The sequence below is a fragment of the Prauserella flavalba genome, from assembly GCF_003202235.1.
In the GTDB taxonomy this organism is placed as follows: domain Bacteria; phylum Actinomycetota; class Actinomycetes; order Mycobacteriales; family Pseudonocardiaceae; genus Prauserella_A; species Prauserella_A flavalba.
This window is the reverse complement of sequence record NZ_MASU01000006.1, coordinates 308,885-330,734: the sequence shown is the minus strand read 5'-3', so window position 1 is coordinate 330,734 and position 21,850 is coordinate 308,885. Positions and strand designations below refer to the sequence as shown.

Genomic DNA, 21,850 nt, shown 5'->3' with positions numbered 1-21,850 from the left:
GATCAGTCACTGTACGAACACCGTCCTGCGGCGACTCGTTACCGGTGGCGGAGGCGAACCAGCTGCCAGGCATAGGCCTGTTCGAACGCGGTCGCCACGGTTTCCCTGACTCGTCGCGACGACGATGCTCAGCGGGTCCCGGCGAGGTGGTCGGCCAGGATGGTGGTAACCGACAGCGCGGTGTCGAAGTTCGGGACGAGCCGGGTTTTCGTCAGCGCGAAGGCCACCCTCCGCGCGGGGTCGGCGTAGGCGTAACTGCCGCCCCCGCCTGGCCATCCGAATGCTCCGGAGTTCTCCTCGGCGGGTGCGCCGATCCTGCCGATCGGGAAGCCCAGCGCCATCCGCGCCCGGGTACCGAAGACCTGATCCGTCCCCTCGAACGCGAGCGCGGACAGGTCCGTCAGGCGCGCCGCGTCCACGAGCTCGCCCTGGAGCACGGCGTCGAACATGGTGGCAAGGCCGCGCGCGGTGGCGATACCAACCGACGGTATGTCGGCGCACAGGATCTCAGCGGCATTGCCGAAATCGGCACTCGGCCGGCTCTCCCACGGGGCGAGGATCGCGTCACCGTCGTCCGGGTCGCCAGGCCATGGGCGCGCCTGCTGCTCCAGGCGCGCCAAGCGCGGCAACGACTCCCGCGGAGCGGCGAAGTAGAGCTGCCCCTCGATCCCGAGCGGCGTAGTGATCCACTCACGCAGCAGCTCGCACATGCGCCGCCCGGTCGCACGGCGGGCCAGCTCGCCGACGAGGTAGCCGAAGGTGTAGGAGTGGTAGCCCACGGCGGTGCCCGGCCGCCAGCGCGGCTCGGCGGCGGCCAGCGACGCACACACCCTGGACCAGTCGGGAAGCTCGCCCGGCCCGATCTCGCGCGGGATGGCCGGCAGACCGACGGTGTGGGTCAGCACGTGCCGCAGGGTCACCTTGTCCTTGCCGTGCACGCCGAACTCCGGCCAGAGGTCCACGACGGGGCTGTCGTAGTCGAGGAAACCGCGCGCGACAAGCAGGTGCGCGAGCGTGGCCACCACGTTCTTGGCTGTGGAAAAGCTGAAGATCGGCGTGCCGGAGGTGAGCGGTCGCCCGGTGGCCGGGTCGGCAGTGCCGGCCACCGCGTCGACGATCAGCGCGCCATCCCGGTAGACGGCAACCTGCACACCGGTCTCCGCACCGGTACCGACCCGCGCATCGATATGGCGCTGAATCCGTTCCTGGATCTCACTCATCGCTACCCCTTCCCTTCCCCGGCCTTGCCCTGAACGGACAGACCCGCGCGGGGCGGACAACTCGTCGGTGCGCGAGCCGGGACAACACCTTCCTCAACCAACAGGTTGACAACGCCGCGCAAGCGACTTACCTTCGTATTCAACCGATGAGTTGAGGAAGCATGGTGGACGACAGTACGGAACGGCTCAACCGGGCGTTCGCGGCGCTGGCCGATCCGACCCGGCGCGACCTGGTGGCCCGCCTGGCCCGCGAGGACGCGACCGTGGGCGAGTTGGCGGAGCCCTACGACATGAGCCTCCAGGCCGTTTCCAAGCACGTGAAGGTGCTGGAGGAGGCCGGGCTCGTGACCCGCAGCAAGGACGCCCAGCGCCGGCCGGTCCACCTCGACGCGGAGGTGTTCGACCTGATGACGAAATGGATCGAGCGCTACCGAAGGGAAGCAGAGGAGCGCTACCGCCGCCTCGACGCCCTGCTGGCCCGGATGGCCGACGACGAGCAACCGACACACACCGACACGAGGGACGCATCATGACCACGACCAAGCACCAGACCGAGATCAAGGCCGACGAGAAGGTCCCGACGATCGAGATCGTCCGGGAGTTCGACGCGAGGCCCGAGCACGTCTTCCGCGCCCACGTGGACCCCGAGCTCTACACACAGTGGATCGGACCGCGCTCGGTGACCACGAGGATCACCAGGTGGGACCCGCGCAGAGGCGGCGAATGGGCCTTCGCCAACGACCGGGACGGCGAGGAGATCGCCAGCTTCTACGGCAGCTTCCACGAGGTGCGGCCGAACGAGCGGATCGTGTGGACCTTCACCTACGAAGGCCACCCCGACGGCGTCGCGCTGGAGACCCTGACCTTCGAGGAGCTCGAGGGCGGGCGCACGCGGCTGCGGACGCTGAGCGTGGTGGAGGACTTCGAGACCCGCGACGGCATCCTGTCCAGCGGCATGGACGTCGGGGTCAGGGAGGGCTACGAGAAGCTCGACGAGCTGCTGGCGAAGGGCGCCTGACGATGACATCGGCACCCACCGGCCCCGCCCGGCGGCACGCGGACGACGCGGCCCGGTTCACCGCACTGGTCGAGTCCGCCTCGGCAGGCGACTGGGCCCGGCCCTCGCCGGTCGCCGAGTGGACGGCGCTCGACATCGTGAAGCACCTCGTCGAGTGGTCCCGGGGCTTCCTGAAGGGCGCCGGGATCGAGTTGCCCGCGCTGGACGTCGAGGCCGACCCGGCCGCCGCGTGGAACCGGCACGCCGCCGACATCCAGGCCATTCTCGACGACCCCGCCGGGCGCGTGCTGAGCAATCCGAACACCGGCGACAAACCCGTGGACGAGGCGATCGACCAGTTCTACACCGCCGACGTCTGGATGCACTCCTGGGATCTCGCCAAGGCACTCGGCCGCGAGCCCGACCTGGGCCAGGAGCGTTGTGCGGCCGCACTGGACGGCATGAAACCGATCGAGCAGCTGCTGCGGGACAGCGGGCAGTTCGGCCCCGCCGTTCCGGTGCCCGAGGACGCGCCCCCGCAGGACAGGCTGATGGCCTTCATCGGCCGCGACCCGGCCTGGCGCCCCTGAGGCACGGGCGGCCGGACAGTCCACCCGGGCCGTCCGGCCGCTCAGCTGTCCCGCCACGCCAGCGGAGAGGTACGCAGGGCCGCCTCGGCGACCCGTCGGGCGATGCCGGTGGTGAGACTGTTCGTGGCGCTGTCGACCCACTCCCCGACCCGCTCCACCCCGGCCGCGCGGTACTCCAGCGCCTGCAACAGCATCTCCAGCTTGTCCGCGTCCCGCGCACAGCGGGCCTCGGGTGTGGCCGCCCGCTCGTACTCCGCGACGGCGCCGCGCACGCTGTCCCGCGCGGCGTCCGGCAGTGGCGTGGTCTGGTCCTCGGTGATGCGCTGCGGATCGGGCTTGTCCAGGTAGGCCCTCGCGGTGTGCGGGAGGTCGCCGGTGCGGGTCTCCTGGGTGTCGTGCCAGAGCGCCAGGTACGCGGCGCGCGCGGGATCGGCGCCTTCCTCGGCGGCCAGCAACGCGGCGAGCTGGCTGACACGCATGGTGTGCTCGGCGACGGACTCGGGGTCGCGCACACCCGCGTGCCACCACCCCGCCCGCCGGATCCGCTTGAGCACACCCAGCTCGTACCCGAAGGTCGCGATGCCTTCCGCGGGATCGGTCACGAGGCCTCCTGACGGCGAGCCGGGTGTGCCCGCAGCCTAACGGCTCAGGTTGCGGTAGCGGCGGATCGCCAGCGGGCAGAAGACCGCAGTCAGCACCGCGGGCCACAGCAGCGCGAGCAGCAGCGGATGCTGGGCGAGCCAGCCCTCTCCTCCCCAGCCGGGGTTGCCGAACAGCTCTCTCGTCGCCGCGGCCGTGGCCGACAGCGGGTTCCACTCCGCGATCGTGCCGAGCCAGCCTGGCATCGTCGAGGGCGCCACGAACGCGTTCGACAGGAAACCCAGTGGCCACACCAGGATCTGCAGCGCCATCACGGCTTCCGGGCTTCGCGTCACGAGCCCGAGGTAGATGCCGAGCCACAGCATCGCCAGCCGGAGCAGCAACAGCAGCCCGAACGCGGCGAGTGCCGCGGCGAAGCCGTTGTGCCACCGCCAGCCCATGAGCAGTCCCGCCACCACCAGTGCGGCCAGCGTCAGCACCGCGTTGAGCAGGTCGGCCGTGCAGCGGCCGAGCACCACCGCCGACGGCGCCATCGGCAGGGAGCGGAAGCGGTCGGTGACGCCGCGCTGCGCGTCGGTGCTCACCGCGGTGAACGTGGCCTCGACGCCGAACACCATCGTCAGCGCGAGCACCCCGGGCACCAGGAAGTCCTGGTAGCCGCCCCCTCCCGGCACGGACATGGCGCCGCCGAAGAGGAAGCCGAACATCAGCAGCACCATCACGGAGAACAGCAGGTTCACCACGAACTGCACGGGCTGGTTGGCCCAGTGCGTCAGGTCGCGCCTGGTGATGGTCCAGCCGTCGGTGAACGCCCAGCGCAGCCGCGCGAGCGGGGAGCGCGACGGCGCGGTGAGGGTCATGGTCACGCCACGGCCTCCTTCTGCTCGGCGGTGAGGTGCAGGAACACCTCGTCGAGGGTGGGCCTGCGCAGCGCGACGTCCTCCGCCGTGATCCCCGCCGAGGCCAGCGCGGGCACCAGCTCGCCGAGCGCGGCCATGCGGTCGCGCACGGGCACGCTGACCAGCCGCCGGTCGGGGTCGGTCTCGGCCTCCGCCCCGGCGATGCGGGCCAGCAGGGCCGACGCGGCGGGGAGGTCGGCCAGGGAGTGCAGCACGACATCGATCCGGTCGGCGCCGAGGCGGTGCTTGAGCTCGTCCGGGGTGCCCTCGGCGATGGCCCTGCCGTGGTCGATCACGGAGACGCGGTCGGCGAGCTGGTCGGCCTCCTCCAGGTACTGCGTGGTCAGCAGCACGGTCGTGCCCGAGGCGGCGAGCCGCCGGACGGCGTCCCACACCTCGTTGCGGGCGCGGGGGTCGAGGCCGGTGGTCGGCTCGTCGAGGAACAGCACGGGCGGGGCGAGAATGAGCCCGGCGGCGAGGTCGAGCCGCCTGCGCATGCCGCCGGAGTACTGCGTGACGGGCTTGCCGCCGGTGCCGGCGAGGCGGAAGCGCTCGAGCAGCTCGCCCGCCCTTCGCCGCGCGTCGGCGGCGCTCAGGTGGTAGAGCCTGCCGAACATCTCCAGGTTCTGCCGCCCGCTGAGCAGCTCGTCGACGGCGGCGTGCTGGCCGACGAGCCCGAGCCGGTACCTCGCTTGCCCGGCCTGGCGGACCACGTCGAAGCCGGCGACCCTCGCGGTGCCGGAGTCGGGCCGCAGCAGGGTGGCGAGCACGCGCACGGCGGTGGTCTTGCCTGCTCCGTTGGGGCCGAGCAGGCCGTGCACCGTGCCTGGGGCGACGGTGAGGTCGAAGCCGTCGAGCGCTCTGGTGTCGCCGTATCGTTTGCGCAGGTTCTCGGCCAGGACGGCCGGTTCCTCGGCAGGCATCTTCAGGGATCCTCTCCGAACTCTCTACAGCGTAGAGTGATGAGCGGGAGGACAATACTCTACGGCGTAGGGAGTTTTCAACCGTGACGGTGTACGGCGGCGGAGGCGACCCGAAGCGCAGCCTGGAGCTGCTGTGGGGCATCCAGGAGGACCGGCCGCGGCGCGGCCCCAAGCCCCGCTTCACACTCGACGACGTCGTGGCCTCGGCGCTCGCCATCGCCGACGCCGAGGGGCTGGCCGCGGTGTCGATGCGCCGGGTCGCCTCGGATCTCGGCGTCACCGCCATGTCGCTGTACGGATACGTGCCGGGCAAGGCGGAACTGATCGACCTGCTCGTGGACCGCGTCGTCGGCGAGGTCGACATATCGGCCGAGCTGCCGGACGGCTGGCGGGCCCGCCTCGAACACGTCGCCCGGCAGAACTGGAACCTCAGCCTGCGCCATCCCTGGCTGCTCCAGGTGTCCAGCAGCAGGCCGGTGCTCGGCCCGAACATGATCGCCAAGTACGACTACGAGCTACGCGCGGTCGCGGGCCTCGGGCTCACGTCCGTGGAGATGGACCTCGTCGTCACGCTCATCACCGACTACACGCACGGCGCCGCGCGCAACGCCGTCGAGGCGGCACAGGCCGGGCAGCAGACAGGGCGGACCGACCTCGAGTGGTGGGAGGAGTACGCGCCGCTGCTGGACAAGGTCTTCGACCCCGGGAAGTACCCGACCGCCGCCGAGGTCGGTGGCGAGGTCGGCGCCGAGTACCAGGCCGCGTCGGACCCCTCGCGCGCCTTCGAGTTCGGGTTGCGCCGCGTGCTCGACGGCATCGGCGCGCTCATCGAGGGCAAGCGGGGCTGAACGCGATCACAACCCCGGCGGCAGCACCAGGTCCGCGCCGGGCCGGGTGAGCGCCCTGATCCGCTCGGCGGCCTGCGGCCAGCTCTCCACGAGCGCGTCGCGCTCCCCGCCCTCGTACAGTCCACTGTGGAAGCCGGGCGCGAGCGTGTTGCCGAAGAGGGCGAACGTGCCGCCGGGGGCCAGCGACGCGCCGAACCAGTGCCCGGCGGGCACCGTGAGCTGCGGATGCTCGCCACCGAGCACATCGGACCCGAGCCTGGGCGTGGAATGCGTGCCGTTTGGGTGCAGGATCAGCAGGTCCACCGGATCGCCGAGATAGAAGTGCCAGATCTCGTCGGCGGCGAGACGGTGCATGGCCGAGAACGAGTCCGGGTCGCGCGTGAACGCCGCGTAGGTCGCCGTCCCCGCCGGCGCGGGCTCGTCGTCGCTGCGCCAGGTCTGGACGAACAGTCCGCCTTCCACGGGCAGGGGCCGCAGGCCCAGCTTCGCGATCACGGCGTCGGCATCGATGTCGGTCATGGCCCCATCCTGCGGCACTCCGCGCGGGAAAGCCGGTCAGAGATCGTCGATGTCGCGCGGCGCGCTCTCGCCGTAGCTGAACCCGTAACCGCCGTAATGACCGTTGCCCGCTCTCGCCTGGTCGTCGGCGTGGTCGTCGAGCTGTTCGCCGAGCTCGATCAGCAGGGCCGCGAACTCGTGCTGGCCGGACACTTCGAGCGTTCCGGCACGCAGCCCCTCGATGACGCCGGGAAGGTCGTTGCCGAGTGCGGCCAGCGCCGCCACCATCGCGCCCGTCTGCTCGTTCATGGAACGCCACCTTCTCTCGTTCGGCCGAACGGCCTACCTACTCAGACGAACGGGCCACCCCGTTATGACGCCCCGCGGGCCGCGCGTACTCATGGTGACGCCCCCGTCGCGTAACAATCGCGCACATTGAGGTTTCTCAGCCGTACGTGCGACTTACACTGATTGATCCCAGGATCGAGCCCGCACGTGAGGTGACTGTGCGTGTTCATTTGGTACTCGCAACGGCTTTGGCTCAGGGCGACGAGGTGCCGCAGGGCCCGGGCTTCCTGGATCGCGCGCTGCAGGCGCTGGTCGACGGCATCCAGTTCGGGGCCATCATCGCGATCACCGCGGTGGGCCTCTCCCTGATCTTCGGCACCACGCACCTGATCAACTTCGCGCACGGTGAGCTGGTGACCATCGGCGCCGTCGTCGCCTTCTTCCTCAACGTCGGCGCGGCGGGGCCCGGCTGGCACCTGATCCCGTCCGCCGCCGTCGCGATCGTCATCGGCGCACTGCTCGGTGGGCTCATCGAGAGAGGAATGTGGCGGCCGTTGCGCAAGCGCGGCGTCGGCCTCATCAATCTGTTCATCATCACGATCGGGCTGTCGCTGTTGTTGCGGCACATCGTGCTCGTGTTCTTCGGTACGCGCCCACAGTCGTACCGGGAGTACGACATCCAGCAGGCGCTGGACCTCGGGCCGATCGGGATCACCCCGCGCGATCTGATCATCATCGCGCTGTCGGTGCTGGTGCTGCTCGGTGTCGCGTTCCTGCTCCAGCGCACGCGCACAGGCACCGCGATCCGCGCGCTGTCGAGCAACCCCGACCTCGCCGAGGCCTCCGGCATCGACGTCAACCGGGTCGTGCTGATCGTGTGGGTCCTCGGCGGCGGGCTCGCCGCGCTCGGCGGGGTGTTCTACGGGCTGACCGAGATCATCACGTGGGACATGGGATTCCGGCTGTTGCTGCTCATGTTCGCCGGCATCATCCTCGGCGGGCTCGGCTCCGCCTACGGGGCGATGGTCGGCAGCTTCGTGATCGGCATCGTCGCGCAGATGTCGAGTCTGTGGTTCCCGATCGACCTGCAGAACGCGTGGGCGCTGCTGGCGCTGATCGTGGTGCTGTTGATCCGCCCGCAGGGCATCCTCGGCCAGCGGGAACGCGTGGGCTAGGCGGTACACAATGGACTGGGCAGTCATCGTCTCCGACGCGATCCGCTCCGGGATCGGCCCGGTCGCCGCCGTGTACGCGCTCGCCGCGATCGGCCTCAACCTGCACTTCGGCTACACGGGCCTGCTGAACTTCGGTCAGGTCGCGTTCATGCTCGTCGGCGCGTACGGCGTCGCGGCCTCCGTCTCCACCTACGACCTTCCGCTGTGGGTGGGTGTCCTCATCGGACTCGGCTCGTCGGTGGTGCTGGCACTGCTGCTCGGCCTGCCGACCCTGCGCCTGCGCGCGGAATACCTCGCGATCGCGACGATCGCGGCCGGGGAGATCCTGCGCCTGTTCTACCGGTCCAGCTGGGCGGAACCGGTGACGGGCGGCGTGTTCGGCCTCCAGCGCTTCGCCGTCGAGTTCTACGACGTCAGCCCGATTCCCCGCGACACGTACGGGTTCTGGCTCGTGCGGTACACGTCGCTGGACCTGTGGGCGCTCGCCGTGGCGTGGGCGATGGTGCTGCTCGCGGCAGTGGTGATCGCACTGCTCGTGCACAGCCCCTGGGGCCGGGTGATCCGCGCGATCCGCGAGGACGAGGACGCCGTGCGCAGCCTCGGCAAGAGCGTGTACGCGTACAAGATGCAGAGCCTCGTGCTCGGCGGCGTGATCGGCTCGATGGCCGGCATGATGCTCGCGATCCAGAACCAGTCGGTGAACCCGGACAGCTACGACCCCGTCGTGACGTTCTTCCTGTACACGATCGTCGTGCTCGGCGGGGCGGGCCGGGTGCTCGGGCCGATCGTGGGCTCGATCCTGTTCTGGGCGATCCTGACTTTCTTCGACAGCGCCCTGCGCGAGGCGATCGGCGCCGGGTACGTCTCGCCGAGCGTGATCAGCGCACCCGAGGTCGGCGCCGTGCGCTTCGCACTTGTGGGGCTCGGGCTGGTGCTGCTCATGATCTTCCGCCCGCAGGGGCTGCTCGGCAGCAGGAAGGAGATGCTGCTCGATGCACGCTGACCTCGCAGGCCTCACCGCCGATCCGGGAGTGCCGAAACCCGACCCGCTGCTCGTGGTCGACGGCGTCACGAGAGCGTTCGGCGGGCTCGTCGCCGTGCACGTCGAGCACCTGGAGATCCAGCGCGGCGCCATCACCGCGCTCATCGGCCCCAACGGTGCGGGCAAGAGCACCCTGTTCAACGTGCTCAGCGGCTTCGACCGCGCCGACGCGGGGCGTTGGACGTTCGACGGCGCGCCGGTCACCGGCAGGTCGGCGCACCGGCTGGCGCGCAGGGGGCTCGTGCGCACCTTCCAGCTCACCAAGACTCTCGGGCGCCTGTCGGTGCTGGAGAACATGAAGCTCGCCGCCACGGGGCAACGGGGTGAGCGGCTGGTCGCGGGGCTGCTGCCGCCGCTGTGGCTCGGTCAGGAACGGGCGATCGAACAGCGCGCGGACGAGCTGCTCGAACGGTTCCGGCTGGCGCACATGCGCGACGAGTACGCGGGCACGCTCTCCGGCGGGCAGCGCAAGCTGCTCGAGATGGCGAGGGCGCTGATGGTGCGGCCGACGATGGTGCTGCTCGACGAGCCGATGGCCGGCGTGAACCCCGCGCTGACGCAGTCGCTGCTCTCGCACATCACGGATCTGCGCGACGAGGGCATGACGGTGTGCTTCGTGGAGCACGACATGGACGTGGTGATGGGCATCAGCGACTGGGTGGTGTGCATGGCCGAGGGTGAGGTCGTCGCCGAGGGTCCGCCGAGGGCGGTGGCGCAGAACCCGGCCGTGATCGACGCCTACCTCGGCAGGCACCACGACGAACCGGGAACGGAGTACGACGATGGATGAGCTGGACGAGCCCGCGCTCCTCGTCGCGGAGCGGATCTTCGCGGGCTACGTGCGGGGTGTCGACGTGCTGGCCGGCTGCGGGCTGCTGCTGAACGAGGGCGAGCTCGTGGGCGTGATCGGGCCGAACGGCGCCGGGAAGTCCACCCTCGTGAAGGCGATGTTCGGCCTGCTGCGGGTGCGCACGGGGCGGGTGACGTTCCGGGGCCGGGACGTGACCAATGAGCCCGCGCACAAGCTCGTCGCGAAGGGCATCGGGTACGTGCCGCAGCGGCAGAACGTCTTCCCGACCCTCACCGTCGAGGAGAACCTGCGCATGGGCACCTACCTGCAGCCGAAGGAGTTCACGCGGCGGGCCGAGGCGGTGCAGGAGCTGTTCCCCGTGCTCGCGCAGCGCAGGAACCAGAAGGCCAGCTCCATGTCCGGCGGGGAGCGGCAGATGCTCAGCATGGGCAGGGCGCTGATGATGGAACCCGACGTGCTGCTGCTGGACGAGCCGTCGGCCGGCCTGTCGCCGCGCTTCCAGGACCAGGTGTTCGAGCGGGTCAGGGAGATCAACGCGACGGGCGTGGCGATCCTGATGGTGGAGCAGAACGCCCGCCGCTGCCTGCAGATCTGCGACCGCGGCTACGTCCTCGACCAGGGCACCAACGCCTACACCGGCACCGGCTTGGAACTCCTGCACGACGAGAAGGTGATCGAGCTCTACCTGGGCACCCTCGCCCGCGCCCGCTGAGCCTGCCCGAACGCTCCCAAGGCCACCTTTGTTGCGTTGAGCGCAACAAAGGTGGCCTTGGGGGCCGGTGGGTCAGCCTTCGCCGGTGCTCACTTCGGTGCGGACGGTGCGGAGCTTGCCGGACTGGTCGTAGGCGTAGACCTCGATCGTGGCCTGTCCCGGCTCACCCTGTTCGATGAAGTCGAGCGGGCCGCTCACGCCGTCGTAGTCGATGTTCGAACCCTGCTCGACCAGGTTCTTGCACTGCTGGAACGACGTGCACTTCTCGCCGTCCTTGGTCACGCCGTTGATCTCCGGCGCGAAGTCGGCGGGATCGCTGGAGTTCGCCTGCTGCGCGGCCAGCGCGATGATGTTCACGCAGTCGTACACCTGGGGCGCGAACTGCAGCTCACGCAGGTCGGGCGCGAACTTCCTGAGCTGCGACACGAACTGCTGGTTCTCCGCCGACGCGGGCGCGGTGCCCTTCATGCCGTTGAGCACGGCGGGGTCGTTCGGGGAGACCAGGCTCGCCAGCTCCTCGCTGCGCAGGCCGTCGGCTCCGTAGACGCCGATCTGCCTCGGGCCGACGCCGGCCTCGATCATGGCCTGCAGGATCTGGGTGCCCTCCTCGAACGCGATCACGCCGGCCGCGTCCGGGTTCGAGTTCTTGACCTGCTGCACGAGCTGCTGGAAGTTGGTCGCCTCAGGGTCATAGGTCTGCGAGAGCACCACCCGCGCGCCCGCCGCCTCGAGTGCGCGCTTCGTGGACTCCATCAGGCCACGCCCGTAGTCGTCGGCACGTGCGACGAGCGCGACGCGGTTGTGCCCGTCCTCCCTGATCACCTTGCTCAGCACGGGCCCCTGGAGCGCGTCGCTGGGCGCGGTGCGGAAGTAGAAGCCGCCGTCCTCGTAGTCGGTGAACGTCGGCGCCGTGTTGGAGCCCGAGCACTGGACCACGCCCGAGCCCGTGACGCTGTCGATGAAGGCCAGCGACATGCCCGACGCCGCCGCGCCGATGATCGCGTCGACGCCCGCGGAGAGCACGCGGTCGGCGGACTGGACCGCCACCGCCTCCTGGCCGCCCTCGTCCGAACCGGTGATGTCGGGGATGTCCTGCCCCAGCACGCCACCGGCCTGGTTGATGTTACGGATGGCGAATTTGGCCGCCTGGATCTGCGGGGGCCCCAGGTAGGCGAGCTGGCCGGTCTCCGGAAGCACGTAACCCAGGTTGAGGGCGTCACCTCCGCCGCCGTCGCCGTCTCCGCCGCCCCCGCCGCCGTCACCATCGCCACAGGCGGTCGCCACCAGCGCCGTCACGCTGAGGCACAGGGCGGTCCGCCACAAGATCGACGTTCGCATCACTACAGCTCCCGTCATCCGAGAATGATGGGCGGCAGACCGGCGAAGCCGACCGGGCACAGCTGCTCGGGGGCGGGGCCAGTCCCGCCCTGGTTGTCGTGCGACTTGCGAGGGTTGAAGCCTAGATCCGCCAGCGACGTCCGGTGAACGATGAATGTCCGATTGATATGTCGCCTTGACTCAGCCGTCAGGCACGATATACGTGGAGTAGCGTCAAGCACACGGCACGCGAGCGAGCAGGTGCGGGAGGTGGACGGCATGGCCGAGCGCAACCCGCTGCGCTGGCCCGGTCGCTGGGCCGACTGGTTCGAGATGCGCGGCGTCTACGTCCCAGGTGAGGACAACCGCATGGTCGACCCCTGGCGCGACTGGGGCTGGCTCATGGTCACGTGGCTCGCCGGGCTGGCCGTGTTCATCCTCTTCTTCGCCCTCGCGGTCTGAACCCTCCGGACGGCGTGATCGCGCTCACTCCCCGTACGCCATCGATCACGGCTAGGACACGGAAGTACACCAGGTCCGCCGCAACCCCGTGATCCGCCTGGCAGTCCGCCAGCGGCGTCGTCAGAGTGGACCGAGGTGGCGTGCTACCGCCACCGAACGGAGTAATTACCCACCGCGATCGGAGCAGAGGAGCGGCAGCCGTGCGAATGCCGAGGCCCGTACTGGCCGGGCTCGTGCTGTTGGCCGTCACCTCCTGTGCCGCCCCGGCCGCGGGGCACAGCGCGGCCACGAACACCTCCGAGGCGGTCACCGCGGAGCGCAGGGCGGCCACCGCAGCCGACCGCGACGCCGTGCTCGTCTTCGGCGCCGACCACCGGTTCGAGTCGGGCCTGGTGGTCACCGTGACGGGACCGAAGATCTTCCGCCCGAGCGAGTCCGCGTACCCGCGCGCGGGCAGGGCGGCCGCCTTCGGTGTGGTGGTCTACAACGAGACCGAGCAGCCCTACCGCCTCTCCAGCCTCTCGGTCAGCGCCACGACCGCCGACCAGCAGGCCAAGCAGGTCGTGGACCCCACGCAGGGCTACAACGGCATCGTCGACGCCGACCGCGACATCCCGCCGGGCGAGATCGTGCGCCTGCAGCTGGCCTTCGTCGTGCCCGACCGGTCCACCCCGGTGCGCCTGGTCGTGCGGCCCGACGTCTCGACACCGGCGACGGCGGTCTACGGCGGCTCCGTGTGACGGTGCCGCGCGGCCGGTTACGCTTTCGCCATGACCGAGCAGAAGCGGCTTTCCCCCGGCGATCCGGCACCTGACTTCACCCTCGCCGACAGCGAGGGCAACAAGGTCTCGCTTGCCGACTTCCGCGGGCGGTCCGTGGTGGTGTACTTCTACCCCGCCGCGGGCACTCCCGGCTGCACGAAGCAGGCGTGCGACTTCCGGGACAACCTCGCCGAGCTGAACGACGCCGGCTACCAGGTGCTCGGCATCTCGCCCGACAAGCAGGAGAAGCTCGCCAAGTTCGTCGAGCAGGAGCAGTTGACGTTCCCGCTGCTGTCCGACCCCGACAAGACCGTGCTGACGGAGTGGGGCGCGTTCGGCGAGAAGAAGAACTACGGGCGCGTGGTGCAGGGCGTCATCCGCTCGACGTTCATCGTCGACCCCGAGGGCAAGATCGCCAAGGCGCTCTACAACGTGCGCGCCACCGGCCACGTCGCCAAACTCCTGCGGGACCTGAACCTCGCCTCCTGAACCTGGTCACCAAGCCGCAGTGAAGGCCACCTTCACTGCGCCCACCCGTCTCCCACCGCCGCCCAAGCGGAGACGCTGCGCGCCCCTGCGTTCGATCAGCGCAGGCAAGGTGGCCTTCACTGCGGTCGGAGGGCCTCCTCGATCGCCGTGGTGGTCGCCGACAGGGCGGCGACCCACCTCGGCAGCAGGTCGCGGTCGAAGCGCGCCGACGGCATCGCCAGCGACACCGCCGCCGCGGGAGCTCCGTTCTCGGCGGGCACGGCCATGCCGACCGCCGTCAGGCCCGCCTCGGTGAGCCCGTCGTTGAGGGCGAACCCGCGTTTGCGGACCAGCGCCAGCTCCCGCCGCAGCCGCGGCAGATCCACCGCGTCGCCCGCGTCGGCGTAGCGCTCGGCCAGCTCCCCCGGGGACAACGCCGCGAGCAGCGCCTTGCCGCCCGACGCGAGGTGCGCGGGCAGCGCCCTGCCCGCACGGTCGCCGACCCGCAGCACCTGGTCGCCCTCCACCGACGCCACGAACAACGCCTGCGTGCCCGCCAGCACCATGAGGTTCGCCGTCTCCCGCTGCTTCGCCACGAGCGCCTCCAGGTGTGGCAGCGCGGCGCGGCGCAGCAGCGACACCGGCGCCGAGGTCGCGTCACCGGGCCGCAGCACGGGCCCGGCCCGGTAGCGCCGGTCGGCGTCCTGCTCCGCGAAGTCCCGGTACACGAGCATCGCCAGCAGGCGGTGGGCCGTCGAACGCGACACCCCCAGCCGCTCGGCCGCCTCGGCCACCCCCAGGGAGTTCTCCTGTTGCAGCAGTGTCGCCAGGTGCAACGCGTGGTCGACCGACTCGATGGCGTACGGCGGCTTGTTCTTCACAGCAGAATCTTACGTCCCTGAGCGCAGAACGCTTCTAGCGTGGTGACTCATGTCCGAGCCCTCGCGGCGCAGTGCTGCGCCACTCGTGACCGGCCTGTGCTGGGTGCTCGTCGTCTTCGACGGCTACGACCTGATCGTCTACGGCACGGTCCTGCCCGAGCTGCTCGACGAGCCCGGCTGGAACCTCACCGAGAACAGCGCGGGCCTGCTCGGCAGCCTCGCCTTCGCCGGGATGCTGGTCGGCGCGCTGCTCGCGGGGCGGCTGGCCGACACGCTCGGCCGGCGCCGCACGATCCTCGCCTGCACGGCCTGGTTCTCCGTGCTCACCGCGCTGTGCGCGATCGCGCCGAACCCGGCCGTCTTCGGCGTGTTCCGGCTACTCGCGGGGCTCGGCCTCGGCGGGCTCGTGCCGTCGGCGAGCGCGCTGGCCACGGAGTACGTCGGCGCGCGCAACCGCTCCGTCGTCGCGACGCTCATGATGTCCGGCGTTCCCATCGGCGGCAGCCTCGCCGCGCTCGCCGGGATCGGCGTCCTCCCCCGTTTCGGCTGGCAGGCGATGTTCGCGATCGCCCTGCTGGCCGTGGTGGTCGTGCTGCCGCTGTGCGTGCGGCTGCTGCCCGAGTCGCCAGCGTGGCTGCGCTCGAAGGGCCGCGACGCGCAGGCCCTGGCGCTGGAGGAGCGGTTCGGCCTCACGCCGGAGCCGGCGGCCGAGCGGGTGTCCACGGGCGGGTTCCGCGCGCTGCTGCGCCCGCCGTTCACCAGGGCCACGATGCTGTTCGCGGCGGCGACCGTCGCGACCCTGTTCGCCTGGTACGGGCTGGGCACGTGGCTGCCGCAGCTCATGCGCCAGAGCGGCTTCGACCTCGGCTCGTCGCTGACGTTCCTGCTGGCCCTCAACCTCGGCGCCGTGGCGGGCTCGCTGGTCACCGCCTGGCTCGGCACGCGCGCCGGCCCCGCGAGGGCGGGTGCGTTCGCCGCTGCCGCGGCCGCCGTTGGACTGCTCGTGCTGCTCGTCCACCCGCCGTCGCTCGCGGTCTACTGCGCGCTCGTGTTCGCCGGGGTCGGCACCCACGGCACGCAGTGCCTGATCATCGCCGCCGTCGCCGACCACTACCCCGCCCACCTGCGCGGCTCGGCCCTCGGCTTCGCGCTCGGCGCGGGCCGCATCGGTGCCGTGCTCGCCCCGCAGGCGGGCGGGTGGCTGCTCGCCGCCGGGCTGGGCGTCGACGCCGCCTTCCTCGTGTTCGCGGTGGCCGCCGCCGTCGCGGGCGCGCTGCTGCTCACCCGGCCCAGCACGCCTGCCCCATCGATCCCGCAACCGGAAGGAGTCACCACGCGATGACCACCGAACAACTCGACAGCCCGGTATCCATTGTGGATTCCGGCGGACCCGGCCAGCCCGACCCTTCGCCCGAGCTGAGCGAGCTCTACCGCGGCTTCGAACGCGAGCTGCTGATTCCACTGTGGACCGAGATCGGCGACCTGATGCCGAAGCACCCCACGCCCGCCGCGCGGCCGCACGCGTGGCGCTGGCAGCGGCTGCTGCCCCTCGCCCAGCGGGCGGGTGACCTCGTGCCCGTGGGCAGGGGCGGTGAACGCCGCGCGATCGCGCTCGCGAACCCGGGTCTCGGCGGCGCCCCCTACGCCACGCCGACGCTGTGGGCCGCGATCCAGTACCTCGGCCCGCGCGAGGTCGCGCCCGAGCACCGGCACAGCCAGAACGCGTTCCGCTTCGTGGTCGAGGGCGAGGGCGTGTGGACGGTCGTCGACGGCGACCCGGTGGCCATGCGCCGCGGCGACTTCCTGCTCACCCCCGGCTGGCACTTCCACGGCCACCACAACACGAGCGACGAGCCGATGGCGTGGCTCGACGGGCTCGACATCCCGTTCGTGCACCAGACCGGCTCGGCGTTCTTCGAGTTCGGCCCCGACCAGGTCACCGACACGAGCACACCGGACCGCTCCCGGTCCGAGCGCCTGTGGGCGCACCCCGGCCTGCGGCCGCTGAGTCAGCCCGGCCCGACGGCCAGCTCGCCGATCGCGGCCTACCGCTGGGAGCACACCGACGCCGCGCTCACCGACCAGCTCGCGCTGGAGGACGAGGGCCACCCCGGCGTCGTCGAACCGGGGCACGCCGCGATCCGGTTCAGCAACCCCGCCACCGGCGGCGACGTGATGCCGACGATCCGCGCCGAGTTCCACCGCCTGCGCGCGGGAGCGCGGACGGCCACCCGCCGCGAGGTCGGCTCCGCCGTGTGGCAGGTCTTCCAGGGCGAGGGCCAGGTCCGGGTCGGCGACCACGAGTGGCGTGCCGAGCGCGGCGACCTGTTCGTGGTGCCGTCGTGGGCCCCGCTGACGCTCGGCGCCGAGACCGAGCTGGACCTCTTCCGGTTCAGCGACACCCCCATCTTCGAGCGGTTGCAGCAGGACCGCGTGCACGTGGAAGGACAGAACGCATGAGGCTCGCCACCATCCGCACCGCGACGGGCACGAGCGCCGTCCGGATCGACGGCGACCGCTACGCCGACCTCGGCGCCGCCGACGTCGGTGAGCTGCTGCGCACGCCGGACTGGCGGGCCGCCGCCGAGAACGCCACCGCGGACCGGGCCGTCGAAGGCCTGACCTACGCGCCCGTGGTGCCGAGGCCGGGCAAGATCCTGTGCGTCGGGCTGAACTACCGCAACCACATCCTGGAGATGGGGCGCGAGCTGCCCGAGTACCCGACGCTGTTCGCGAAGTTCCCCGAGGCGCTCGTCGGGGCGCACGACGACGTGCTCCTGGCCCCGGAGTCCGGCGCCGTGGACTGGGAGGCGGAGCTGGCGATCGTGATCGGCGAGCGGGTCCGCCGCGCGAGCGCGGACGAGGCTGAGGCCGCCATCGCCGGGTTCAGCGTGCTCAACGACGTGACCATGCGCGACTGGCAGTACCGCTCGCCGCAGTGGTTGCAGGGCAAGACGTTCGAGGCGACCACCCCGTTCGGTCCGGTGCTCGTCACCCCGGACGAACTGCCCGGCGGCACCAGGCCCGCACTGGAACTGTCGTGCACCGTGGACGGTGAGCCGGTGCAGAAGGCGGGCACCGACGACCTGGTGTTCGACCCGGTCGAGCTGGTGCGCTACACCTCGACGATCCTCACGCTGCAACCTGGCGACGTGATCGCCACCGGCACGCCCGGCGGGGTCGGCCACGCCCGCAAGCCGGCCCGCTACCTGACGGACGGCGCGCGGCTGGGCACCGAGATCAGCGGGATCGGCAGGCTCGACAACATGGCGAGGGCCGAGCGGTGGTGACCACGCGGGAATGGCTCGACGAGTGCACGGACCTGCTGCTGCGCACCGTGGACGGGCTCTCCGACGGCGACTTCGACGCACCGAGCGCGCTGCCGGGCTGGACGCGGCGGCACCTGGTGGCACATGTGCACTACAACGCGGAGGCGTTGCGGCGGCTCGTGGGCTGGGCGAACACGGGCATCGAGAACCGGATGTACGCAAGCACCGAGCAGCGCAACGCCGAGATCGAGGAGGGCAGCAGGCTGCCGGTCGCGACGCTGCGCGAGCTGGTGCACGGCTCGGCGCGGGCACTGGCCGAGGACCTGGACTCACTGCCGGAACAGGCGTGGCGCAACGAGGTGGTGACCGCGCAGGGGCGGAGGGTTCCCGCCAGCGAGATCCCGTGGATGCGCACGCGCGAGGTCGCCGTGCACGCGGTGGACCTCGCCGCGGGCGTCGACTTCACCGACCTGCCCGCAGGGCTCCTGCGGGCGCTGGCCGACGACGTGCTCGGCAAGCGGTTCGCGGCGGGGCACGGGCCGGATCTCGTGCGCTGGCTCACCGGCCGCAGCGACACCGCCCCGGCGCTCGGCCCGTGGCTGTAGAGAAAGGGACCGTCATGACCGACAGGACCGACACCGACGTCGCCGTGGTGGGAGGCGGGATCGGCGGCCTCGCCAACGCCCTCGCGCTCGCGTCCTCGGGCCACCGGGTGCGCGTGCTCGAACGGGCGCCCGCGTTCGCGGAGGTGGGCGCGGGCCTGCAGCTCGCCCCCAACGCGACCCGCATCCTGCGCGAGTGGGGCCTGCTGGACGAGGTGATCGAGCACGGCGTCCGGCCGGGACGGCTCGTCTTCAAGGACGCGCTCGACGGCGCCGAGCTCACCTCACTGGAGCTGGGCGGGTCGTTCGAGCGGCGTTACGGCGCGCCGTACGTGGTGATCCACCGCAGCGACCTGCTCTCGATCCTGTTTCGCGCGTGCGAACGGGCCGGGGTCGAGCTGCTCGCCGACCACAAGGTGGACGACGTGATCGTCGCCGAGGACGAGGCCGTGGTGGTGGCGAAGGGCGAGAAGCACCGCGCCGCGATCGCGCTCGCGGCCGACGGCCTGTGGTCGCCGCTGCGGGGCAGGGTGAGCGACGACAGCCCGGTGTGCTCCGGCTACGTCGCCTACCGGGGCGCGCTACCGGTGAGCGAGGTGACCGACGTGGACGCCGACGCGCTCACCGACGTCGTCGTCCACTTCGGACCCGGCTGCCACCTCGTGCAGTACCCGTTGCGGCAGGGCGAGATGCTCAACACGGTCGCCGTCTTCGCCTCACCCGCCTACGCGCGCGGCGAGGAGGAGTGGGGCGGGCCCGGCGAGCTCGACGCCGCGTTCGACGGCACGTGCCCCGCGGTACAGCGCGGGCTGGCGTGGCTGTGGCGCGACCGGCGGTGGCCGATGTTCGACCGGCTGCCGATCGGCAACTGGGTCGACGGCAGGCTCGCGCTCACCGGCGACGCGGCGCACCCGATGCTGCAGTACCTGGCACAGGGCGCGTGTCAGGCGCTGGAGGACGCGCACTGCCTGGCCGCGGAGGCCGGCAAGCGAGAGGGCGACTGGGCCGGGGCGCTCGAGGCGTACCAGCGCATCCGCACCGCGCGCACGGCGCGCGTGCAGTCCTCGGCGAGGGTGTGGGGCGAGATCTGGCACTGCGACGGGCTCACCCGCACCCTCCGCAACGCGCTGCTGACCGACCGCAGGCTGGACGACTACCAGTACGTCGACTGGCTGTATCAGTCCTGAGCAATCCTGAGTCAGTCCTGAACGAGGTCGCGCAGGTGCGGCAGCAGGGAGCGCAGCGCACGGCCTCGGTGGGACGCGGCGTCCTTCTCCGAGGGCTCCAGTTCCGCCGAGGTCCGCTGCCCGCCCTCGGGCACGAAGATCGGGTCGTAGCCGAATCCGTTGGTACCACGGGGTTCCCGGGTGATCGTGCCGCGCCACTCGCCGCGCACCACCACCTCCTGACGGTCGGGCACCACGAGCGCAGCGGCGCACACGAACGCCGCGCCCCTCCGCTCGTCGGGGGTGTCCCTCAGCTGGGAGAGCACGAGCCGGAGGTTGGCCTCGTCGTCGCCGTGCTGTCCCGCCCAGCGGGCGGACAGCACGCCCGGCATGCCGTTGAGCTCGTCGACGGAGAGCCCGGAGTCGTCGGCCACCGAGGGCAGGCCCGTCGCCATCGCGGCGTCGTAGGCCTTCGCGAGTGCGTTCTCCTCGAACGTCGCCCCGGTCTCCGGCGCCTCGGGGAACTCGTCCACATCGGACAGGCCGAGCACCGTGATCTCGCCGAGCCCGCGCTTGAGCAGGATCCGGCGCAGTTCCTCGAGCTTCTTGGCGTTGCGCGTGGCGAGCAGGACCTTGGTGGTCACTTGGAGCCCTTCGACTTCTTGTCGGGCGCGGGCGTCGGCAGCTCGTACGGGTAGGGCGCCTCCAGTGCCTCGGCCTGCTTGCGGGCCAGCTCGGCGCAGCCGCCCAGTGCGAGGTCCAGCATCTTGTCCAGTGTGGACCGGGTGAACGTGGCGCCCTCCCCGGTGCCCTGCACCTCGATGAGCGTGCCCACGTCGGTGGCGACGACGTTCATGTCGACCTCAGCGCGGGAGTCCTCCTCGTAGGGCAGGTCGAGGCGCACGCGCCCGTCGACCACGCCGACGCTCACCGCGGAGACGGCGGCCGAGAGCGGCTTCGGGTCGGCGAGCCTGCCCGCGGCGCCGAGCCAGGTGATTGCGTCGGCGAGCGCGACGTAGGCGCCCGTGATGGCGGCCGTGCGGGTGCCGCCGTCGGCCTGGATGACGTCGCAGTCGATCTGGATGGTGTTCTCGCCGAGCGCCGAGAGGTCGATGCACGAGCGCAGCGACCGGCCGATCAGCCTGCTGATCTCGTGGGTACGGCCGCCGACCCTGCCCTTGATGGACTCGCGGTCGCTGCGCGTGTGGGTCGCCGAGGGGAGCATCGCGTACTCGGCGGTGACCCAGCCGAGCCCGGAGCCCTGCCGCCAGCGCGGCACGCCCTCGGTGACGCTCGCGGCGCACAGCACCCTGGTGTTGCCGAACTCGATGAGCACCGATCCGGCCGGCCACTGCTGGAAACCGCGGGTGATCCGCACCTCGCGGAGCTGGTCGTCGTTCCTGCCGTCTTTTCGCACCACGAGGGCAGAGCCTAGTGCCAGCGCCGCGTCGCGGAAGCTCGGCGTGGTCATGTGCTGCTAGCGTGCCGTCGCATGCGCGCCGTCGCCGTGGGCATCGTGGCTCTGTTCCTGTTGTCCGTCGTGCCAGCGCCCGCCTCGGCGGCCCGGCAACCGCGTGACCCGCTCACGTGCGCGGCGACGCTCGACTGCCCGCTCGCCGAGATCGACCTGATGACCATGCCGGAGCGGCTGGAGTTCCTCACCGCGATGTCCGAGGGCCCCGCGGCGGAGCTAGCCCCCGGCTACGCGCCGCGCTGGGGCAACATCGCGGGCATCATCACCTTCTTCGCCGCGCACGACATGGGTGAGCCGGGCACGTGGGTGTCCTACGTCGACGCCGGGATCCTGGAGGGCATCGAGCGCGGGATCGCGATCGCCGCTGGCCGCGGCACCGACACGTTCGGCAACCCTGGCTCGGCCCTGTGGGCGAGCTACCTCATGCGGCTGCGCGACGGCGAGCTCACCGGCCGCGCCGCGCACGACCGGGCGTGGAGCGAGGCCGAGCAGGCGGCGACCGACCACGGCGTCACCGTCGCCGAACGCGTGCACGGCCTCGCACCCTCGGGCATGGAGCAGCGGTTCTTCGCCTACTCCGAGTTCTACCGGTGGGTGCTGCGCAACCGGCCCACCCTGCTCGACGTGGTCTCCCCCGGCGCACGGCCGGGCGAACGGTTCCAGCTGACGTTCGTCGACTGGTTCACCGACGTCACCAACCCGGTCCCGGCGCGGCGCGGCGCCGAGCTGGCGCTCGACCTCGCCGAGTTCGACGCGGCCGGCGGGCTGGGCAGCGGACTCGTCGTGCTCCACGCCTACGCGGTGTACCTGGCACCCGACTACCTGGCCGCCGTCAGGGCGTGACCTT

General features: G+C 71.3%; 27 protein-coding genes. 17 read left to right on the top strand and 10 right to left on the bottom strand.

The window, feature by feature from the left end; translation table 11 throughout:
• Positions 1 to 128: 128 nt before the first annotated feature.
• Positions 129 to 1,220 (bottom strand): serine hydrolase domain-containing protein, encoded by a 1,092-nt coding sequence (locus tag BA062_RS17630; protein ID WP_110337982.1) that lies wholly within the window; start codon positions 1,218 to 1,220, stop codon positions 129 to 131.
• 164 nt (positions 1,221 to 1,384) lie between these two features.
• Between BA062_RS17630 and BA062_RS17625 the strand changes: the two genes are divergently transcribed.
• The 3 genes from BA062_RS17625 to BA062_RS17615 are packed head-to-tail and all read left to right on the top strand — an operon-like array spanning position 1,385 to position 2,807.
• The gene (locus tag BA062_RS17625; protein ID WP_110338350.1) at positions 1,385 to 1,753 is read left to right on the top strand and encodes an ArsR/SmtB family transcription factor; all 369 of its coding nucleotides are present in this window, start codon (positions 1,385 to 1,387) and stop codon (positions 1,751 to 1,753) included.
• Complete coding sequence (locus BA062_RS17620; RefSeq protein WP_110337980.1) at positions 1,750 to 2,238, top strand: SRPBCC family protein; 489 nt, start codon at positions 1,750 to 1,752, stop codon at positions 2,236 to 2,238. Before BA062_RS17625 ends, BA062_RS17620 begins: the two co-directional genes overlap by 4 nt.
• A gap of 2 nt (positions 2,239 to 2,240) precedes the next feature.
• Complete coding sequence (locus BA062_RS17615; RefSeq protein WP_110337978.1) at positions 2,241 to 2,807, top strand: TIGR03086 family metal-binding protein; 567 nt, start codon at positions 2,241 to 2,243, stop codon at positions 2,805 to 2,807.
• Between the two features lie 41 nt (positions 2,808 to 2,848).
• On the opposite strand, the gene BA062_RS17610 is transcribed toward BA062_RS17615, so the two are convergent.
• From BA062_RS17610 to BA062_RS17600, 3 genes are read right to left on the bottom strand one after another with little or no spacing between them, the layout of a single operon-like run.
• Positions 2,849 to 3,409, bottom strand: coding sequence for an HD domain-containing protein (locus tag BA062_RS17610; protein WP_110337976.1), 561 nt, complete (start codon positions 3,407 to 3,409; stop codon positions 2,849 to 2,851).
• A gap of 36 nt (positions 3,410 to 3,445) precedes the next feature.
• Positions 3,446 to 4,267, bottom strand: a complete 822-nt coding sequence (locus BA062_RS17605) for an ABC transporter permease (protein ID WP_110337974.1) — start codon at positions 4,265 to 4,267, stop codon at positions 3,446 to 3,448.
• Between the two features lie 2 nt (positions 4,268 to 4,269).
• Positions 4,270 to 5,229 (bottom strand): ATP-binding cassette domain-containing protein, encoded by a 960-nt coding sequence (locus BA062_RS17600; protein ID WP_110337972.1) that lies wholly within the window; start codon positions 5,227 to 5,229, stop codon positions 4,270 to 4,272.
• 83 nt (positions 5,230 to 5,312) lie between these two features.
• Between BA062_RS17600 and BA062_RS17595 the strand changes: the two genes are divergently transcribed.
• Positions 5,313 to 6,077: a TetR/AcrR family transcriptional regulator gene (locus BA062_RS17595; RefSeq protein ID WP_391358173.1), complete on the top strand. Its 765-nt coding sequence runs from the start codon at positions 5,313 to 5,315 to the stop codon at positions 6,075 to 6,077.
• 6 nt (positions 6,078 to 6,083) lie between these two features.
• Here the strand turns inward: BA062_RS17595 and BA062_RS17590 are convergent, their stop codons facing one another.
• Positions 6,084 to 6,596, bottom strand: a complete 513-nt coding sequence (locus tag BA062_RS17590) for a cupin domain-containing protein (protein WP_110337970.1) — start codon at positions 6,594 to 6,596, stop codon at positions 6,084 to 6,086.
• Between the two features lie 36 nt (positions 6,597 to 6,632).
• A complete protein-coding gene (locus BA062_RS17585; protein WP_110337968.1) occupies positions 6,633 to 6,884 on the bottom strand; it encodes a hypothetical protein in 252 nt (83 codons plus the stop codon).
• A gap of 227 nt (positions 6,885 to 7,111) precedes the next feature.
• On the opposite strand from BA062_RS17585, the gene BA062_RS17580 reads away from it, so the two are divergent.
• Genes BA062_RS17580 through BA062_RS17565 form a run of 4 tightly spaced genes read left to right on the top strand, consistent with a single transcriptional unit; the run spans position 7,112 to position 10,603 of the window.
• A complete protein-coding gene (locus BA062_RS17580) occupies positions 7,112 to 8,038 on the top strand; it encodes a branched-chain amino acid ABC transporter permease (RefSeq protein ID WP_245959869.1) in 927 nt (308 codons plus the stop codon).
• Between the two features lie 10 nt (positions 8,039 to 8,048).
• The gene (locus BA062_RS17575) at positions 8,049 to 9,041 is read left to right on the top strand and encodes a branched-chain amino acid ABC transporter permease (RefSeq protein WP_110337966.1); all 993 of its coding nucleotides are present in this window, start codon (positions 8,049 to 8,051) and stop codon (positions 9,039 to 9,041) included.
• Positions 9,031 to 9,870: an ABC transporter ATP-binding protein gene (locus BA062_RS17570; RefSeq protein WP_110337964.1), complete on the top strand. Its 840-nt coding sequence runs from the start codon at positions 9,031 to 9,033 to the stop codon at positions 9,868 to 9,870. Before BA062_RS17575 ends, BA062_RS17570 begins: the two co-directional genes overlap by 11 nt.
• Positions 9,863 to 10,603: an ABC transporter ATP-binding protein gene (locus tag BA062_RS17565; RefSeq protein ID WP_245959868.1), complete on the top strand. Its 741-nt coding sequence runs from the start codon at positions 9,863 to 9,865 to the stop codon at positions 10,601 to 10,603. Before BA062_RS17570 ends, BA062_RS17565 begins: the two co-directional genes overlap by 8 nt.
• A 72-nt stretch (positions 10,604 to 10,675) precedes the next feature.
• Here the strand turns inward: BA062_RS17565 and BA062_RS17560 are convergent, their stop codons facing one another.
• Positions 10,676 to 11,941, bottom strand: coding sequence for an ABC transporter substrate-binding protein (locus BA062_RS17560; protein ID WP_110337962.1), 1,266 nt, complete (start codon positions 11,939 to 11,941; stop codon positions 10,676 to 10,678).
• A 258-nt stretch (positions 11,942 to 12,199) separates the two neighbouring features.
• Here BA062_RS17560 and BA062_RS17555 point away from each other — a divergent pair, with 258 nt between their 5' ends.
• The 3 genes from BA062_RS17555 to bcp all read left to right on the top strand — a co-directional run bounded on the left by BA062_RS17555 (position 12,200) and on the right by bcp (position 13,632).
• Positions 12,200 to 12,382 (top strand): hypothetical protein, encoded by a 183-nt coding sequence (locus tag BA062_RS17555; RefSeq protein ID WP_110338342.1) that lies wholly within the window; start codon positions 12,200 to 12,202, stop codon positions 12,380 to 12,382.
• Between the two features lie 206 nt (positions 12,383 to 12,588).
• Complete coding sequence (locus BA062_RS17550) at positions 12,589 to 13,122, top strand: DUF4352 domain-containing protein (RefSeq protein WP_245959886.1); 534 nt, start codon at positions 12,589 to 12,591, stop codon at positions 13,120 to 13,122.
• 30 nt (positions 13,123 to 13,152) lie between these two features.
• Entirely contained in the window at positions 13,153 to 13,632 is a 480-nt protein-coding gene (bcp, locus tag BA062_RS17545) for a thioredoxin-dependent thiol peroxidase (protein WP_110337958.1), read from the top strand.
• 116 nt (positions 13,633 to 13,748) lie between these two features.
• Here bcp and BA062_RS17540 read toward each other — a convergent pair whose 3' ends face one another.
• Positions 13,749 to 14,492, bottom strand: a complete 744-nt coding sequence (locus BA062_RS17540; protein WP_110337956.1) for an IclR family transcriptional regulator — start codon at positions 14,490 to 14,492, stop codon at positions 13,749 to 13,751.
• Between the two features lie 49 nt (positions 14,493 to 14,541).
• Between BA062_RS17540 and BA062_RS17535 the strand changes: the two genes are divergently transcribed.
• The 5 genes from BA062_RS17535 to BA062_RS17515 are packed head-to-tail and all read left to right on the top strand — an operon-like array spanning position 14,542 to position 19,550.
• Complete coding sequence (locus tag BA062_RS17535; protein ID WP_110337954.1) at positions 14,542 to 15,834, top strand: MFS transporter; 1,293 nt, start codon at positions 14,542 to 14,544, stop codon at positions 15,832 to 15,834.
• Positions 15,831 to 16,952, top strand: a complete 1,122-nt coding sequence (locus BA062_RS17530; RefSeq protein ID WP_110337952.1) for a cupin domain-containing protein — start codon at positions 15,831 to 15,833, stop codon at positions 16,950 to 16,952. The genes BA062_RS17535 and BA062_RS17530 overlap by 4 nt, the downstream gene beginning before the upstream one ends.
• Positions 16,949 to 17,782, top strand: coding sequence for a fumarylacetoacetate hydrolase family protein (locus BA062_RS17525; RefSeq protein WP_110337950.1), 834 nt, complete (start codon positions 16,949 to 16,951; stop codon positions 17,780 to 17,782). The genes BA062_RS17530 and BA062_RS17525 overlap by 4 nt, the downstream gene beginning before the upstream one ends.
• Positions 17,779 to 18,366 (top strand): maleylpyruvate isomerase N-terminal domain-containing protein, encoded by a 588-nt coding sequence (locus tag BA062_RS17520; RefSeq protein ID WP_110338340.1) that lies wholly within the window; start codon positions 17,779 to 17,781, stop codon positions 18,364 to 18,366. Before BA062_RS17525 ends, BA062_RS17520 begins: the two co-directional genes overlap by 4 nt.
• A gap of 14 nt (positions 18,367 to 18,380) precedes the next feature.
• On the top strand, positions 18,381 to 19,550 hold the full coding sequence (locus BA062_RS17515; RefSeq protein WP_110337948.1) for an FAD-dependent monooxygenase: 1,170 nt from the start codon (positions 18,381 to 18,383) through the stop codon (positions 19,548 to 19,550).
• An 11-nt stretch (positions 19,551 to 19,561) separates the two neighbouring features.
• Here BA062_RS17515 and rdgB read toward each other — a convergent pair whose 3' ends face one another.
• A complete protein-coding gene (gene rdgB / locus BA062_RS17510) occupies positions 19,562 to 20,173 on the bottom strand; it encodes an RdgB/HAM1 family non-canonical purine NTP pyrophosphatase (protein WP_110337946.1) in 612 nt (203 codons plus the stop codon).
• Positions 20,170 to 20,949 (bottom strand): ribonuclease PH, encoded by a 780-nt coding sequence (gene rph / locus BA062_RS17505; RefSeq protein WP_110338338.1) that lies wholly within the window; start codon positions 20,947 to 20,949, stop codon positions 20,170 to 20,172. The genes rdgB and rph overlap by 4 nt, the downstream gene beginning before the upstream one ends.
• Before the next feature lie 72 nt (positions 20,950 to 21,021).
• Between rph and BA062_RS17500 the strand changes: the two genes are divergently transcribed.
• On the top strand, positions 21,022 to 21,846 hold the full coding sequence (locus tag BA062_RS17500) for a hypothetical protein (RefSeq protein ID WP_110337944.1): 825 nt from the start codon (positions 21,022 to 21,024) through the stop codon (positions 21,844 to 21,846).
• The last annotated feature ends 4 nt before the right edge of the window (positions 21,847 to 21,850 follow it).